The following is a 14857-nucleotide window of genomic DNA, read 5'->3' as shown; positions in this document are numbered from 1 at the left end:
GCCCAGATGAACCGGCCTAGCCTAAAGGCACTCCGCCGGTCGCCATCGCGACGATCCAGAACGCGGCGAACGACAGCTATGTCGTCAGCGCAGGCAGGGCGTCGTAACAGTGCCAGTGCGGCTGCGCCTCATCGCCTTGAGACCTGCGATGCCACCTCCCGCGCCGGCCTCCATGAAACCTTCTGATTTGTAAGCCGTTATCGTGCTTATGACCGACGCTAAACTCCACCCGAAATCGGTCGACGGCACCGAAGAGGACGGTGCCGAGAAGTCGCGCCCCGAGAAGGCATCGACTGTCGAGGCTCCGCCGCCAGATGCCATCGAACCCAGTTCGCAGCTCACGCCCGAGGAGGCCGAGCAGGCGCGCAAGCGATATTTGCTGAGGCGTTTCTGGATCAGCGCCCGCCGCTACTGGGGCAGCAGTGGCGACAAGCTCGCGTGGCCGTGCTCGATCGGTCTGTTGATTATGATCTGCATGAATGTCGGCTTCCAATATGGGATCAATCGCTGGAACCGCGGCATCTTCGACGCCATAGAGCGACACGACGCCGGCACGGTCTACTACCTGAGCGCGGTCTTCGTGCCGCTTGTGCTCGGAAGCGTCGCGCTTGTCACCGCGCAAGTCTATGTTCGCATGATGATCCAGCGCCGCTGGCGCTCCTGGCTGACGAAGGCGGTGATCACGCGCTGGCTGGCCAACGGTCGTTATTATCAGCTGAACCTCATCGGCGGCGACCACAAGAATCCTGAGGCGCGCATCTCGGAGGATTTGCGGATCGCTACCGAAGCGCCGGTGGACTTCATCGCCGGCGTCATCGCCGCCTTTCTCTCGGCTTCGACCTTCATCGTCGTGCTGTGGACGATCGGCGGAGCGCTCACGCTGCCGCTCGCCGGGTCGACCATCACCATTCCCGGTTTTCTCGTCGTCACTGCGGTGCTCTATGCCGTGATCACCTCAACCGTGATCGCGGTCATCGGCCGCCATTTCGTCCAGGTCTCGGAGCTCAAGAACCAGGTGGAAGCCGAGCTTCGCTATACGCTGACCCGTGTGCGCGAAAACGGTGAGAGCATTGCCTTGCTCGGCGGCGAGGACGAGGAGCGTAGCGACCTCGACAAGACATTTTCCAATGTGCTCAGGCAATGGGCGCTGCTTGCGCGCCAGCACATGCGTACGACCTTCGTCTCGCACGGATCGATGCTGATTGCTCCTGTTGTGCCGCTCCTGCTATGCGCGCCGAAATTTCTCGCAGGCGGCATGACGCTTGGCGAGGTCATGCAGGCAGCCTCCGCCTTCGCCATCGTTCAGACGGCGTTCGGATGGCTGGTCGACAACTATCCGCGTCTTGCCGACTGGAACGCCTGCGCGCGACGCATCGCCTCGCTGATGATGTCGCTCGACGGCCTCGAGCGCGCCGAGCAGAGCGACGTTCTGGGACGCATCCGGCATGGTGAAAGCAAGGGCAATGCGATCCTGAACTTGAACGATCTCGCGGTGTCTCTCGACGACGGCACCGCGGTGGTCAAGGAAACCCAGGTCGAGATCGCGCCGGGCGAGCGGGTGCTCGTGGCCGGGGAATCCGGCTCGGGCAAGAGCACGCTGGTGCGAGCCATCGCCGGTCTTTGGCCCTGGGGTCACGGCAGCGTCGATTTCCACGGCGACCGGCGCTTGTTCATGCTGCCACAGCGGCCCTATATCCCGTCCGGGACTCTTCGGCGCGCGGTGGCCTATCCCCGTGCCGCCGAGAGCTGGACGCCGGAGGAAATCAAGGCGGCCCTTGCCAAGGTGGGGCTGGATTATCTGAGCGAGAAGATCGAGGAAGAAGCGCCGTGGGACCAGATCCTGTCGGGTGGCGAAAAGCAGCGGCTCGCTTTCGCGCGGCTGCTGCTGCACACGCCGGATATCATCGTGCTCGACGAAGCGACCTCGGCACTCGACGAGAAGAGCCAGGACAGGATGATGGAGATGGTGATCGACGAATTGCCGACGGTGACCATCATCAGCGTCGCGCATCGCGCCGAACTGGAAGCCTTTCACAGCCGCAAGATCACCTTGGAGCGGCGCGAGGGCGGCGCAAAGCTCGTCAGCGATATCGATCTCGTCCAGCGCAAGGGAAGAAGAAACCTAATCCTGCGCGTCTTGGACAACCGCCGCTAACGCGAGGCAGCCTCGCTTGTCACTGCCGGCTCATCGTGCGTCTGGCGGTGGCCGACGGGGATCAGCCAGGTGGTGAAGAAGGTCAGCACCGCGACGATGACCACGCCCCAGAAGCTCCAGTGCAGGGCCGCATCGAAGACGCTTCGGATATCAGGATCGGCGGCGAGTGCCGAGAGCCCGGTCGGCTGGTTCAGCGCATTGTGCAGGGCCGCCGCCGTCTCGCCGCTCGCATGGTGGTTGATGCCGGCGTTGAGGATGGCGCCGAGCACGGTGGCGCCGAGCGTATTGCCGAGGCTGCGGGCGAAGATGATCGAGGCGGTGGCGCTGCCGCGCATCGACCATTCGACGCTGTCCTGCACCAGCACGATGCTGGTCAGGCTGATCAGGCCCATGCCGAAGCCCATGAAGAAGGAGCCGGCGCCGGCCAGAACCGGCGAGCTTTCCGGCGTCAGGAACAGCAGGAAACAGGCGCCGAACGGAAACATCAGGCTGCCGACGCGCAGCGTCCGGCGAATGCCGAAAGCCTTATAGAAGCGGCCGGAAAGCATCACCGCCAAGGGCCAGCCGACGATGAGCATGGTGAGCGTGAAGCCGGCAACGATCGGCGAGCGGCCGAGCACGCCCTGCACGTAGATCGGCAGGATGGTGGAAAGCCCGATCAGCGCCATGCCGGCAAGCAGCGTCGCCGCATTGCTGGTGGCGATCAGCCGGCGGCTCCAGAGTGCGATCGAAATGATGGGCTCCGGCGCCCGTTTCTCCTGGGCGAGGAAGAGCAGCCCCGCGACGATGAAGACGGCGAAAAGCGACAGCAGGATTGAGGCGCCTGCATCGGTTTCCGTCAGCATGACGAGCAGGGCGACGACCGAGACCGAAAACAGCACCGACCCGAGGTAATCGATCCTTGCCTGCTTGTGCGCGACATCCTCCTTCAGGAAGATCATGAAGGCGACGATCGAGACGATGCCGATCGGCAGGTTGATCCAGAAGATCCAGGCCCAGGAGATATTGTCGACGATGATGCCGCCGGCAAGCGGCCCGACGACGGCCGAGGTCGCCCAGACGGTCGCCATCGCGCCCTGCACCCGGCCGCGTTCCTCGAGTTTGAAGAGATCGCCGATGATCGTCATCGTCACCGGCTGGATGGCGCCGGCCCCCAGCCCCTGCAGCAACCGGAACAGCACCAGCGACATCATCGACCAGGCAAAGCCGCAGAGCGCCGAGCCGGCGAGGAAGATGATAATGCCGCCGATCAGCACCGGCTTGCGCCCGAAAATGTCGGAAAGCTTGCCGTAGATGACTGTCGTCGTCGACTGCGCCAGCAGGAAGGCCGAAAACACCCAGCTGTAGTAGGAAAAGCCGCCGAGCTGGCCGACGATGCGCGGCATCGCCGTCGCCACGATCGTCGCCTCGATGGCAACCATGAAGGTCGCGACCATGATGGTCGCGACGACAAGCACGCGGTTCGAGCGATGCGCTGCATTCGACATGACGATCCTCTTCGGGTGCTCCGCGGACGCCGGAATAACGGCAGGCTGGCTTGATGTGGCGATGCGCCATGCGCGGGGGTGTTTTTGTTTTACGATCTCAGCGACGAAGCGTAAAGCCATCCGCGCGTCGGCCATCATTTTTACGTCGGTCCAGGCTGTGCACGATCCAAAGGAAAGCCCGGCGCTCTCCGCTCCGGGCCGTCATTTCAGAAGCGGGCGCCTTGCCCACCTCACCGCTGGCATGCCTCGCTGAGTGAACCGGTAGCGGCCGTGCAGCCTGGCACCTGCTGAAGATCCGGATTGACGCCGCCGGGATTAATCGTGCTGCGACCGGTGTTGAGATCGACGCCGCCAGTGCCGGTGGTGCTGCCGGTCGTACCGGGATCGGTGCCGAAAGAGCCGGTGCCGGCCGAGCCAGTACCGGCGGATCCGGTACCGGCGGAACCCGGGCCCGAGCTCCCCGACCCACCGATGATAGGCGCCACGGAAAGCCGCCCACTGGAATTCGCGCCGCCGGTCGTCTGCGCCAGCGCCGAGCCGGCAAGACCGATGGAAAGGAGGGATATTGCGACGAGTTTGCAGGACATGATTTTCTCCATCCTTGTTGTCTCAAGGGGAGAACCTGCCCGGCGGCGGCATTGTTCCGTTTTCCATATATTGTATATGGCGCGCCGACGCGCGGCTATGCCTCTTTCCGTGGGCAACGCGGGCGTAAATGGCATTTGCGGCCGAATAAGACAAACTCACGGCCTCCGCCACGGAACTCAACTAGGCGCTAGGCAGAATATTGGGGCATCATTTGATAGCTGGCTTGAAATACCGCCTCAAAGCCTCATGGAGAAACAAGAAGGAGGACATGCCGATCATTCCACCAAATAGGCAGATCAGATAATACCTTTCAAACTCGAGATGGCCAATCAACTCCGCCCCGCGTCGACATTTTGTACATGCGGGGATTTCGGCCAGGCCATAGGCCGATAACGCAACAAGAGCGAGCCCAGCAAGCGCAAAGACTAACATCTTGGTGGTTGAAATCTTTGGTTTGGATTTGCGTTCGATCTGGCGCGAATGAATGAAATAGATTGCCAGAAATGCGGACGGAATTGCCGTCGCGAGTGAGGCCAACAGCATCGAAGCGGGCGTCCGGTCTACGAGGATCGAGAAAACGTTCGCATACACGTAAGCCAAAATAGGGACGCAAAGGATCGAGGTCTCCGCGCTTTTCGGGCCAGGTTTATAAAACTCTTGGAATACAAAGATGAAGTGGGATGCCAGTGCGGAGAGCGCTGGAAACAGTGGGAATTCCCATCGTAAAATAAGCAACCTCAACAATCTGAACCTACCTTAAAAGGGCGTGATGGGGAAATATAGCAGAGCGGATATATACCATGGCAAGCGTTGCAGGATGCTTAGTTCATAGTCGGCATGGAGGAGTATGCGCCAGCCCCCAGAGAGCCTCACCCTGAGGTGCCCCCCAGGAGCCTCGAAGGGCGAGGCGGGTGCGCCGACAGCAGCCGGATGAAAGGCGCAACCTTGTGGCGTGTCCTTCGAGGCTTCGCCTGCGGGCTGCACACCGTAGGATGAGGCCCGTCGGAGGGTGCCGCACCAAAGCCAGGAGAGCTCACCCCGAGGCGTCTCGAATGGCATCGAGACTACCGTGCTTCGGCGCACAGCACTTTTAGAAGATGTTGAAGACTGAGAAGAAAATGGTGCCGCTTACGTGACTCGAACACGTGACCCCATCATTACGAATGATGTGCTCTACCGACTGAGCTAAAGCGGCATTTGGCGACCGAAGCGAGCGGCCTGCGATTTGCATGGCGCTGATACAGGCATTGTCCGAAGATTTCAAGCACCCTGTCATGCCTTTGGCAAAAAAGAGGGCAGGGGTGTGGAAGACCGCTTTCAGAGCGAAAGCCGGGCGCGGGCGGCCTTGTATTCCGCCTCCAGCCGGTCGACGAGTTTGGCCACCGGTTCGACGGCCTTGACGGCGCCGATGCCCTGGCCGCTGCCCCATATGTCCTTCCAGGCCTTGGCGCCGCCGGTCGCCTGTTCGAAATCCATCTTCGAAGGGTCGGCGACGGGCAGGTTGTCGGGGTCCATGCCGGCAGCGACGATCGAGGGCTTGAGATAGTTGCCGTGCACGCCGGTGAAATAGTTGGAATAGACGATGTCGGCGGCGGCCCCTTCGACGATTGCCTGCTTGTAGGCTTCTGCGGCGCGCGCCTCTTGCGTGGCGATGAAGGGCGAGCCGATATAGGCCATGTCGGCGCCCATCGCCTCCGCAGCGAGAATGGCGCCGCCGGTGGAAATGGCACCGGCAAGCAGCAGTGGCCCGTCGAACCATTCCCGGATTTCCTGGACGAGCGCGAAAGGCGACAGCGTGCCGGCATGGCCGCCGGCGCCGGATGCCACCGCGATTAGCCCGTCGGCGCCCTTGCGGATCGCCGAATGGGCGTGGCGGTTGTTGATGATGTCGTGCAGCACGATGCCGCCATAGGAATGCACGGCGGCATTGACCTCCGGCACGGCGCCGAGTGAGGAGATGACGATAGGCACCTTGTATTTGACGCAGAGCGAGAGGTCATGCTCCAGCCGTTTGTTCGACATGTGGACGATCTGGTTGACGGCAAAGGGTGCTGCTGGCTTGTCCGGTTGGGCGGCGTCGTGGCGGGCAAGCTCCTCGGTGATCTCGGCCAGCCATTCGTCGAGCTGGCTTTCCGGCCGGGCGTTCAGCGCCGGAAAGGCGCCGACGATGCCTGCCTTGCATTGCGCCAGCGTCAATGCCGGATGCGAGATGATGAAGAGCGGCGAGCCGATCACCGGCAGTCTGAGTTTGTCCTTGAGGATCGGGGGCAGGGCCATGGTTCACCGCTCGCATTGACGTTTACGAAAACGTCAATCTCATAACAGAGAAGAAAAGCCGATAAAAGAGCGGCTGCCATGCCTTCGTCGATTTCAGCCCGATATATCAGGCGGAGAGAACGGATAATGCATGTCGCCCGGAAGTGTGTAGGGACAACGACATGCATAAAAACAAAGAGCTAAAGCGCATTGCGCGAATCAAATTTGATGCGATGCGCATTGGCGACGGCCCGCAAGCCCGTCAAAGCTGACGAATATCGCCGGAGATCAACGGCGGGCGGGCCGGCAAGGCTTGCGGTTTGCCGCGCTTGCCGCTACCGAATTTTGATGGAGAACGGCGGGGATTACGGTCCGACGCCGGGTTCAAGGTGAAGGACGTGACGTGAGCGGATTAGAAACGGCCATCAGAACAGCGCTCGAAAATGCCGATCGCGACAATCCGGAAGTTCGAGCGAGGATCTACCAGTCGGCCCGCCAGGCGCTGGAAGCGGGCCTGCGCAAGCAGGATATTACCGATGCCGACGCCGTCGCCCACCACCGCCACCGCCTGGAAACCACCATTCATGCCATCGAAGGCGAAGAGCGCCACCGGCTCCACCCCCGCCAACGGCCGCCCGAGGTACCGGTGCCGCCGGTCGTCGAAATGCCGGCGCCGCCGGTTCATCGGGGCGAGGTGACCGATATCGGCAGCCTGATCGACAGTCCGGTGGCCGCGGGTGAGGCCCGCTCTCCCGAGGTGGTCATACACCGCAGCGACGAGTCGAGCCTCGACAACGTCCATGCCGGTAATGCCGATCATCTCGCAGCCGCCCCGGCCGGCGAGGAGCGGCTGACCCGCGGCGAACGTGCGACCAGCATGGATTTCCGCCCGGAGCGGGCGGCGGGCCGTCGCAAGCCGCGCAAGTTCTTTTCCCGGCTTCTCGTCTGGTGCGTGCTCTTGGCCTTCATCGGCATCGGCGCCTGGTGGGCCTATACGTCGGGCCTGCTTTTGACGGCGGCCGAGCGCGACACCAGCGTCGCCAATCCGCCGGCGAGCACCCAGCCGGAGGATTTCACCGGCAATGACGACAACGCCGGCAATACCGCCACCCACACCGATCAGCCGGTCACCATCGATCCGCAGAACAGTTTTTCGGCCGACTGGATCCCGGTGTTCAAGCCTGAGGAGGCCGACAAGATCAAGAGCGGCCCACGGGCCCGCACCGAAAACATCACCGAGAACGACGGCCCCGCCGTGCGCCTGATTTCCGAAAGCGGCGCGGCTGACGGCAATATCTCCGTCAGCGTCCCGGCCTCGGTGCTGCAGCAGCTTGCCGGCAAATCCTCGACCATCGCGCTGACGCTGCAATCGACCACCGACGAGCCGACGCAGGTGACGGTCGAATGCAATTTCCAATCGCTCGGCAATTGCGCGCGCCATCGCTTCAGCGTCACCCGCGAAAAGTCGGATGCGCTGCTGCAGGTGAAGTTCGACCGCTCGCTCGCCCCGAATTCGCCGGGCACGCTGACGATCAACAGCGATCTCGACGGCAAGGCGCGCGGCATCAACCTCTTCGCCATCCGCATCCTGCCGGGGCAGTGACCGGCTTTTTTACAGCGCCGCGTCTGAAGAGGCGCACGGCGCTGTTCGCCAATTATGCAGCCAGGCGGCAGGCGACCTATTTCAGGAACCCGGGGCCGGAGCCGATGATCTCTTCGTCGACCTCGCCGAGCGCCGTTTTGTCCTTGCCCTCATAGTCCATCCTGTTCAGCATGTGACGGATGAGCTGCAGACGCGCACGCCGTTTGTCGTTGGCGCGGATGACGGTCCACGGCGCGAAATCCGTATGGGTTTCCTTCAGCATCCGATCGCGCTTTTCGCTGTAATCGCCCCATTTCGCCAGCGCCGCGATGTCCATCGACGAAAGCTTCCAGACCTTCAGCGGATCGTGCCTGCGGTCGTGGAACCGCTTGAGCTGCATCTCCCGGCCGATATCGAGATAGAATTTGAAGAAAAAGATGCCCTCGTGGGCGATGATCTTTTCGAGCTGCGGCGCCTGGTTGAGGAAACCTTCATATTGCTGCGGCGTGCAGAAGCCCATGACCGGTTCGACGCCGGCACGGTTGTACCAGGCGGTCGAACAGCACGAACTCGCCCGCCGTCGGGAACTGCGCGACATAACGCTGGAAATACCATTGTCCCTGCTCGCGTTCGGTCGGCTTGGCGAGTGCGACGACGCGCGCAAGGCGTGGGTTCATATGCGCCGAGGAAGCCGAGATCGCGCCGCCCTTGCCGGCCGCGTCCCGCCCCTCGAACAGCGCCATCACCCGTTTGCCGGTCGCCTGCAGCCAGAACTGCACCTTGACGAGTTCCACCTGGAGTTTTTCCAGCTGCTCCAGATAGTCCTCCTCATTGAGTTTCTTCCTGTAGGGAAACGCGCCGGATTCCAGCGCATGTTCCTCCACCCAGTCCGGCAGAACCGGATCATCGACGTCGAAGACGCGCTTCTTGCCACGGATATCGAGCTCCACGGCCCTGCTTTCGAGATCCTCCCTCATATGCTCCTCCTGCGCTGGTGGCCACCTTGCTGCAGGCGAACATATTTGCCATTGAAAATCAAATCTTTCACGGGCCGCCGGCAATATTTCTCAAGGCTTGCGCTGCGGTCTTTCGCTTCGGGCGCGCCAGCCGAAAACTTCTGTCATGAATTGCCGCTATCAGGCAGAGTTCCAATATTAAGAAAAACGAATCGACGCCGCGAGGCCCACTTGCAAGACGAAATCCCGTGGAGAAAAAGCCTGTTGGCGCGCATCCGGCGCGAACGGCCGGTGCTGCTTGCGGCAATCCTCAGCGCCCTCATCGCTCTCGCCGCCGGTATGAACAAGTGGGTCGTGCTTGTTCTCCTGCTCGTGATGAGCTTGACCGCGCTGTTCAACGAGGCGCCGGTGCTCAAGCCGGAGCCGGCCGAGCCGGAGGAGACGAAGCCGGAAGCGCCGCCGAGCCGCCTGCCCGACATTTCCGCCACCCTTGCCGGGCTCGACATTCCCGTCATGGTGCTGTCGGACGATGCATCGGTGCTCTTCCAGAACCGCGCCGCCGAAAAGGCCTTCGGCGAAGTGGCGCTCGGCGCCCATATATCGGCCCGGCTGCGCTCGCCCGGCGTGCTCGACATGGTGCGCGAAACCATCTCCACCAATGCGCCGAACCAGATCGAGCATGCCGAGCGGCTGCCGTCCGAGCGCGTCTATATCATCCGCAGCGCGCCTATCGAATTCAGCGCCGACGGGGAGCCGGAGCGGTTTTTCATCCTGTCCTTCCGCGACATATCGGAGGTCCGGCGCATTGACCGCATGCGGTCGGATTTCGTCGCCAATGCCAGCCACGAACTGCGCACGCCGCTTGCCTCGCTGCGCGGCTTCATCGAAACCATTCAGGGGCCGGCGAAGAACGATCAGAAGGCGCAGGCGCAGTTCCTGAGCATCATGCTTGATCAGGCCACCCGCATGAGCCGGCTGGTCGACGATCTCTTGTCGCTCTCCCGCCTGGAGCTAAAATCGCATATCGCGCCAGATGAGAAAGTCGATCTGGTGCCGCTGCTCGGCCATGTCCGCGACTCGCTGGTGCCGCTGGCCAGAGACGTCGGCGTCGATATCAACCTGCATCTGCCCGACGGCAAGGTCGAGGTGCTGGGAGACCGCGACGAGCTTGTTCAGGTCTTCGAGAACCTGATGGAAAATGCCTGCAAATACGGCCAGGAAGGCAAGGTCGTCGACGTCCGGCTGACGAATGGCGCCGGCGGGCCCGTCGAGGTCAGCATCATTGACAAGGGACCGGGCATCCCTGCCGAGCATGTGCCGCGTCTGACGGAACGCTTCTACCGCGTCAGCATCGAGGACAGCCGCTCGAAAAAGGGCACCGGCCTCGGCCTTGCCATCGTCAAACACATCCTCACCCGCCACCGGGCGCGGCTGATCGTGAAATCCGAAGTCGGCAGGGGCACCGATTTTACGGTGCGGTTCTGACGACAGAGATTTGCCCCCTCACTCAAACCCTCTCCCCGTCCTACGGGGAGAGGGGACCTCAGAGAGCCAGCCGATTTCACCGTGGGCGATGTGTGCGGATTTTGCAACGGAAGGTAGATTGAAAATTAGAGCCTATGACTCAATGACGTGCTCAGTCAGCCATGTGAAAATTTTCATTAGATAACAAATACTTAGTCTGTCACAAATGTTTCACGGATTTGACATAAAAGGACGGTGCTTACAGCGCTAAGAGAGTCCCGCCGATGAAAAATGGCACTGCGGGGGCCTCTTTAGGCCGCACTCACACAAGCCCAATGCGGGAGAATTTTTAATGAACACCTTCAAGCTCACCGTTGCCGCGCTCGCTGCAACTGTTGCTTTCGCTGGCGCAGCCGTCGCTCGCGACCAGATCCAGATCGCTGGTTCGTCCACCGTCCTGCCTTACGCCAAGATCGTTGCCGAATCCTTCGGCGAGACCTTCACCAACTTCAAGACACCGGTCGTCGAATCCGGTGGCACGGGCGCTGGCCTGAAGGAATTCTGCAAGGGCGTTGGCGAAGACACCATCGACATCGCCAACGCTTCGCGCCCGATCAACAAGAACGAAGCCGAAGCCTGCAAGGCTGCCGGCGTAACCGACATCCAGGAAGTCAAGATCGGTTATGACGGCATCGTCTTCGCAACCGACTCCGGCAACCCCGATGTCGCCTACGTTCCGGCCGACATCTACAAGGCCCTCGCTGCCCAGGTTGTCGTCGACGGCAAGCTCGTCGCCAACCCCTACAAGAAGTGGTCGGAAGTCAACCCGAAGCTCCCGGCTGTTGATATCGCCGCCTATATCCCGGGTGAAAAGCACGGCACGCGCGAAGTCTTCGAACAGAACGTCCTCGCCGCCGGCTGCAAGGCTTCCGGCGCCCTCGACGTCATCGCCAAGGAAATCTCCGACAAGGCTGCTCAAGGCAAGGCTTGCGTCGGAGTCCGCAAGGACGGCGCTGCAGTCGACATCGACGGCGACTATCCGGAAACCCTCGCACGCATCGCCGCCAACAAGACCGGCGTCGGCGTATTCGGCCTTTCCTTCTATGAAAACAACGCCGACAAGCTCAAGGTCGCCAGCGTGAACGGCATCGTTCCGTCCACCGAAACCATCGCCAACGGCACGTACCCGGTTTCCCGCCCGCTGTTCTTCTACGTCAAGAAGGCACATCTCGGCGCTGTTCCGGGCCTGAAGGAATATGTCAACTTCTTCGTATCCGACCAGATGATCGGCCCCGACGGCCCGCTGGCCGAGTACGGCCTCGTTGCCGCTCCGGATGCCGAGCGCGACGCCATCCGCAAGGACGTCGAAGCCGGCAAGTCCATGTAATAACGTTGCCCGGCGCGGTGCTCTCTGAGCCCGCGCCGGCCTTGCTAATGCTCCTGCGTGCCGGCATGTCCGGTGCAGGGTTGAATTTCTTCTCCATGATTGGAAGCCGAAGGCAGGCTGATGAAGCCGCCGGCTTTTTGGGGGCCATGGGCCTGGGGACGTAACGAATGAGCACATCCGTCATACTTCTGTGCCTTGTGGTGATCGGCGCCGCCGCCTATCTCGTGGCGCGCAGCCGTGCCTCAGCACTTGCCGGGGGCAGATCCTCCGCACTGCATTCACGGCCGGCCTATTACGGCGCCTATGCGGCGATCTGGGCCGTTCTTCCAGCCCTCATCGTTCTCTGTATCTGGCTCTCCGTCAGCCCCGGCATCATCCAGTCTTCCGTTCGCGGTGCTTTCCCCGACGACGTCAAGGCCCAGGCCGCGGTCGAGCAGGATCTGAGCTATTCGATGGTGGCGACGGTCGCCCGCGGCCTGACGATGCTGACTCCTGACGAAGTCGCCGCGGTCGCAAACGATACGGCCGCGCTGCAGGCCAAGCTCAGCGAGAAGGGCGTGCCGCTCGCCGGCCAGCCGCAGCCTTATATGGTCGAGGCCGCCAAGACGCTCAACGCTATGAGCCTGACGAGCCGCATGGCCATGACCGCGATCGTGTTCGTTCTGGCCGTCGCCGGCGCCTTCTATGCGCTGCGCGCCATCGCGCCCCGCTTCCGCGCCCGCAACCGCGTCGAGCGAGTCATGCTCTGGGCGCTGCTGCTTGCCTCCTCGATCGCCATCCTGACGACGGTCGGCATCGTGCTGTCGATGCTGTCGGAAGCCACGCGCTTCTTTGCCGTCGTTCCCGCCGGCGAATTCTTCTTCGGCACTGTCTGGGATCCGCGCTTTGCCGGCGCCGGCAGCTCCTCCTTCGGCCAGTTCGGCCTGATCCCGCTGCTGCTCGGCACGCTCTATATCGGCCTGGTCGCCATGCTGGTCGCCGTACCGGTTGGGCTCTTTGCCGCCATCTACATGGCCGAATACGCCTCGCCGAAGCTGCGCGGGGTCGCCAAGCCGCTTCTCGAAGTGCTGGCCGGCATTCCGACAATCGTCTACGGCTTCTTCGCGCTCGTCACCGTCGGTCCCTTCCTGCGCGATTTCTCCGCTCAGATCAGCGGCCTTCTGTCCGGCACTTACAGCAACTTCATCCAGGCGCAGAGCGTTCTGACGGCCGGCATCGTCATGGGCATCATGCTGATCCCCTACGTGTCCTCGCTGTCGGACGACATCATTACGGCCGTGCCGCGGGCGCTGCGTGACGGTTCCCTCGGTCTCGGCGCCACCCGCTCCGAAACCATCAAGAAGGTGGTCTTGCCGGCGGCTCTTCCGGGCATCGTCGGCGCACTGCTGATGACCGCCTCGCGCGCCATCGGCGAGACCATGATCGTCGTGCTTGCCGCCGGTGTCGCCGCCCGCATCCAGATCAATCCTTTCGAGCCGATGACGACGGTGACCGTCAAGATCGTCAACCAGCTGACAGGCGACCTTGAGTTCACCTCGCCGCAGACGCTGGTTGCCTTTGCCCTCGGCATCACCCTGTTCTGCATCACGCTTTGCCTCAATATCTACGCGCTCTACATCGTGCGCAAATACCGGGAGCAGTACGAATGACGGATATTGTTTCTCCCACATCAGGCGTCACCATCTCCAAGGCGCCTGCCCGCCGCGATATCGGCATCAAGCGCCGCTACGCCGCCGAGCGCCGGTTCCAGGCCTATGGCATCGCCGCTATCACCTTCGGTCTCGTCTTCCTGTTCATCCTGCTCTGGACGGTGATCGGCAAGGGCTACACGGCCTTTCAGCAGACGGCGATCACCCTGCCGATCGAATTCACTGAGAAGACGATCGACCCGAACAACAAGCGTGCGACTGATCCTTCGGTGCTGGTTGCCGCCAATTACCCGGTTCTGCTGCGCGAGGCGATCGTCAAGCAGCTGAACATCAATGCGTCGAGCAAGCCTGATGTGCGCGAGGCGACCGCCATGCTCTCCAAGGGCGCGCCGATCCAGCTGCGCGATATGGTCGTCGCCGATCCCTCGCTGATCGGCAAGACGGTCAATGTATCGCTGCTCGCCGACGCCAATATCGACAGCGCCAACAAGGGCCAGATCGATCTCTCCGTCGATGAGAAGAACCGCAAGGTCAACGACAAGCAGGTGACCTGGATGAACCAGCTGAAGGCGAGCGGCGCTCTCCACAAGCAGTTCAACACCGGCCTGTTCGTCAACGGCAATTCCAGCCGTCCTGAGGCGGCAGGCCTCGGCGTCGCTCTCATCGGCTCGCTCTACCTGATGCTGATCGTGCTGGCGCTTTCCCTGCCAATCGGCGTTGCCGCCTCGATCTATCTCGAGGAGTTCGCGCCGAAGAACAAGCTGACAGACCTGATCGAGGTCAACATCAACAACCTCGCCGCCGTTCCCTCGATCGTCTATGGTCTGCTCGGCCTTTCCGTCTTCATCAACTTCATCGGTCTGCCGCGTTCGGCTTCGCTGGTCGGCGGCCTGGTGCTGACGCTGATGACCCTGCCGACGATCATCATCGCCACCCGCGCGGCGCTGCGCGCCGTGCCGCCGTCGATCCGCGCTGCAGCCCTCGGTCTCGGCGCCTCGAAGATGCAGATGGTGTTCCACCACGTCCTGCCACTTGCCATGCCCGGCATCCTCACCGGCACGATCATCGGCCTGGCGCATGCGCTCGGCGAAACCGCGCCGCTGCTCTTGATCGGCATGGTCGCCTTCGTCGCCAATGCGCCAGCGACACCGCTCGAGCCCTCGACGGCCTTGCCCGTGCAGGTCTATATGTGGGCGAACGAGGCCGAACGTGCCTTCGTGGAGCGTACTTCGGGTGCCATCATCGTCCTGCTCCTGTTCCTGATTGTCATGAACATGGGCGCCATCCTCTTGCGTCGTCGCTTCGAGCGCCGCTGGTAAACGGAGTTAAACAT

10 protein-coding genes, 1 tRNA gene and 1 pseudogene are annotated in these 14857 nt (G+C 62.2%); 6 read left to right on the top strand and 6 right to left on the bottom strand.

What is annotated here, in order from left to right; all coding sequences use genetic code 11:
- Positions 1-208: 208 nt before the first annotated feature.
- On the top strand, positions 209-2155 hold the full coding sequence (locus tag PYR71_RS02685) for an ABC transporter ATP-binding protein/permease (protein ID WP_183914317.1): 1947 nt from the start codon (positions 209-211) through the stop codon (positions 2153-2155).
- On the opposite strand, the gene PYR71_RS02680 is transcribed toward PYR71_RS02685, so the two are convergent.
- The 5 genes from PYR71_RS02680 to PYR71_RS02660 all read right to left on the bottom strand — a co-directional run bounded on the left by PYR71_RS02680 (position 2152) and on the right by PYR71_RS02660 (position 6507).
- Positions 2152-3762 carry an MDR family MFS transporter gene (locus tag PYR71_RS02680; protein WP_275618120.1) on the bottom strand — a complete coding sequence of 537 codons (1611 nt, stop codon included), beginning with the start codon at positions 3760-3762 and terminating at the stop codon, positions 2152-2154. The genes PYR71_RS02685 and PYR71_RS02680 overlap by 4 nt on opposite strands.
- 110 nt (positions 3763-3872) lie before the next feature.
- On the bottom strand, positions 3873-4241 hold the full coding sequence (locus PYR71_RS02675; RefSeq protein WP_275618119.1) for a hypothetical protein: 369 nt from the start codon (positions 4239-4241) through the stop codon (positions 3873-3875).
- Between the two features lie 196 nt (positions 4242-4437).
- Positions 4438-4971, bottom strand: coding sequence for a hypothetical protein (locus tag PYR71_RS02670; RefSeq protein WP_275618118.1), 534 nt, complete (start codon positions 4969-4971; stop codon positions 4438-4440).
- Positions 4972-5349: 378 nt separating this feature from the next.
- Positions 5350-5425: transfer RNA gene (locus PYR71_RS02665), tRNA-Thr, on the bottom strand.
- 122 nt (positions 5426-5547) lie between these two features.
- Complete coding sequence (locus PYR71_RS02660) at positions 5548-6507, bottom strand: NAD(P)H-dependent flavin oxidoreductase (RefSeq protein ID WP_275618117.1); 960 nt, start codon at positions 6505-6507, stop codon at positions 5548-5550.
- Between the two features lie 382 nt (positions 6508-6889).
- Here PYR71_RS02660 and PYR71_RS02655 point away from each other — a divergent pair, with 382 nt between their 5' ends.
- Complete coding sequence (locus PYR71_RS02655; protein ID WP_275618116.1) at positions 6890-8089, top strand: regulator; 1200 nt, start codon at positions 6890-6892, stop codon at positions 8087-8089.
- Positions 8090-8165: 76 nt separating this feature from the next.
- Here the strand turns inward: PYR71_RS02655 and ppk2 are convergent.
- Positions 8166-9045 (bottom strand): annotated as a pseudogene (gene ppk2 / locus PYR71_RS02650) (polyphosphate kinase 2).
- A gap of 243 nt (positions 9046-9288) precedes the next feature.
- On the opposite strand from ppk2, the gene phoR reads away from it, so the two are divergent.
- The 4 genes from phoR (at position 9289) to pstA (ending at position 14843) form a co-directional block, all read left to right on the top strand.
- A complete protein-coding gene (gene phoR / locus PYR71_RS02645; RefSeq protein WP_275618115.1) occupies positions 9289-10509 on the top strand; it encodes a phosphate regulon sensor histidine kinase PhoR in 1221 nt (406 codons plus the stop codon).
- A 331-nt stretch (positions 10510-10840) separates the two neighbouring features.
- Positions 10841-11875, top strand: a complete 1035-nt coding sequence (locus tag PYR71_RS02640) for a substrate-binding domain-containing protein (protein ID WP_275618114.1) — start codon at positions 10841-10843, stop codon at positions 11873-11875.
- A 167-nt stretch (positions 11876-12042) separates the two neighbouring features.
- On the top strand, positions 12043-13524 hold the full coding sequence (gene pstC / locus PYR71_RS02635; protein WP_275618113.1) for a phosphate ABC transporter permease subunit PstC: 1482 nt from the start codon (positions 12043-12045) through the stop codon (positions 13522-13524).
- Positions 13521-14843, top strand: a complete 1323-nt coding sequence (pstA, locus tag PYR71_RS02630) for a phosphate ABC transporter permease PstA (protein WP_275618112.1) — start codon at positions 13521-13523, stop codon at positions 14841-14843. Before pstC ends, pstA begins: the two co-directional genes overlap by 4 nt.
- The last annotated feature ends 14 nt before the right edge of the window (positions 14844-14857 follow it).

The organism is Rhizobium mulingense, from assembly GCF_029194105.1.
GTDB classification, from domain to species: Bacteria; Pseudomonadota; Alphaproteobacteria; order Rhizobiales; family Rhizobiaceae; genus Rhizobium; species Rhizobium mulingense.
Note: the sequence above shows the minus strand (reverse complement) of the source record. Positions and strands in the feature narration are given on the sequence as shown.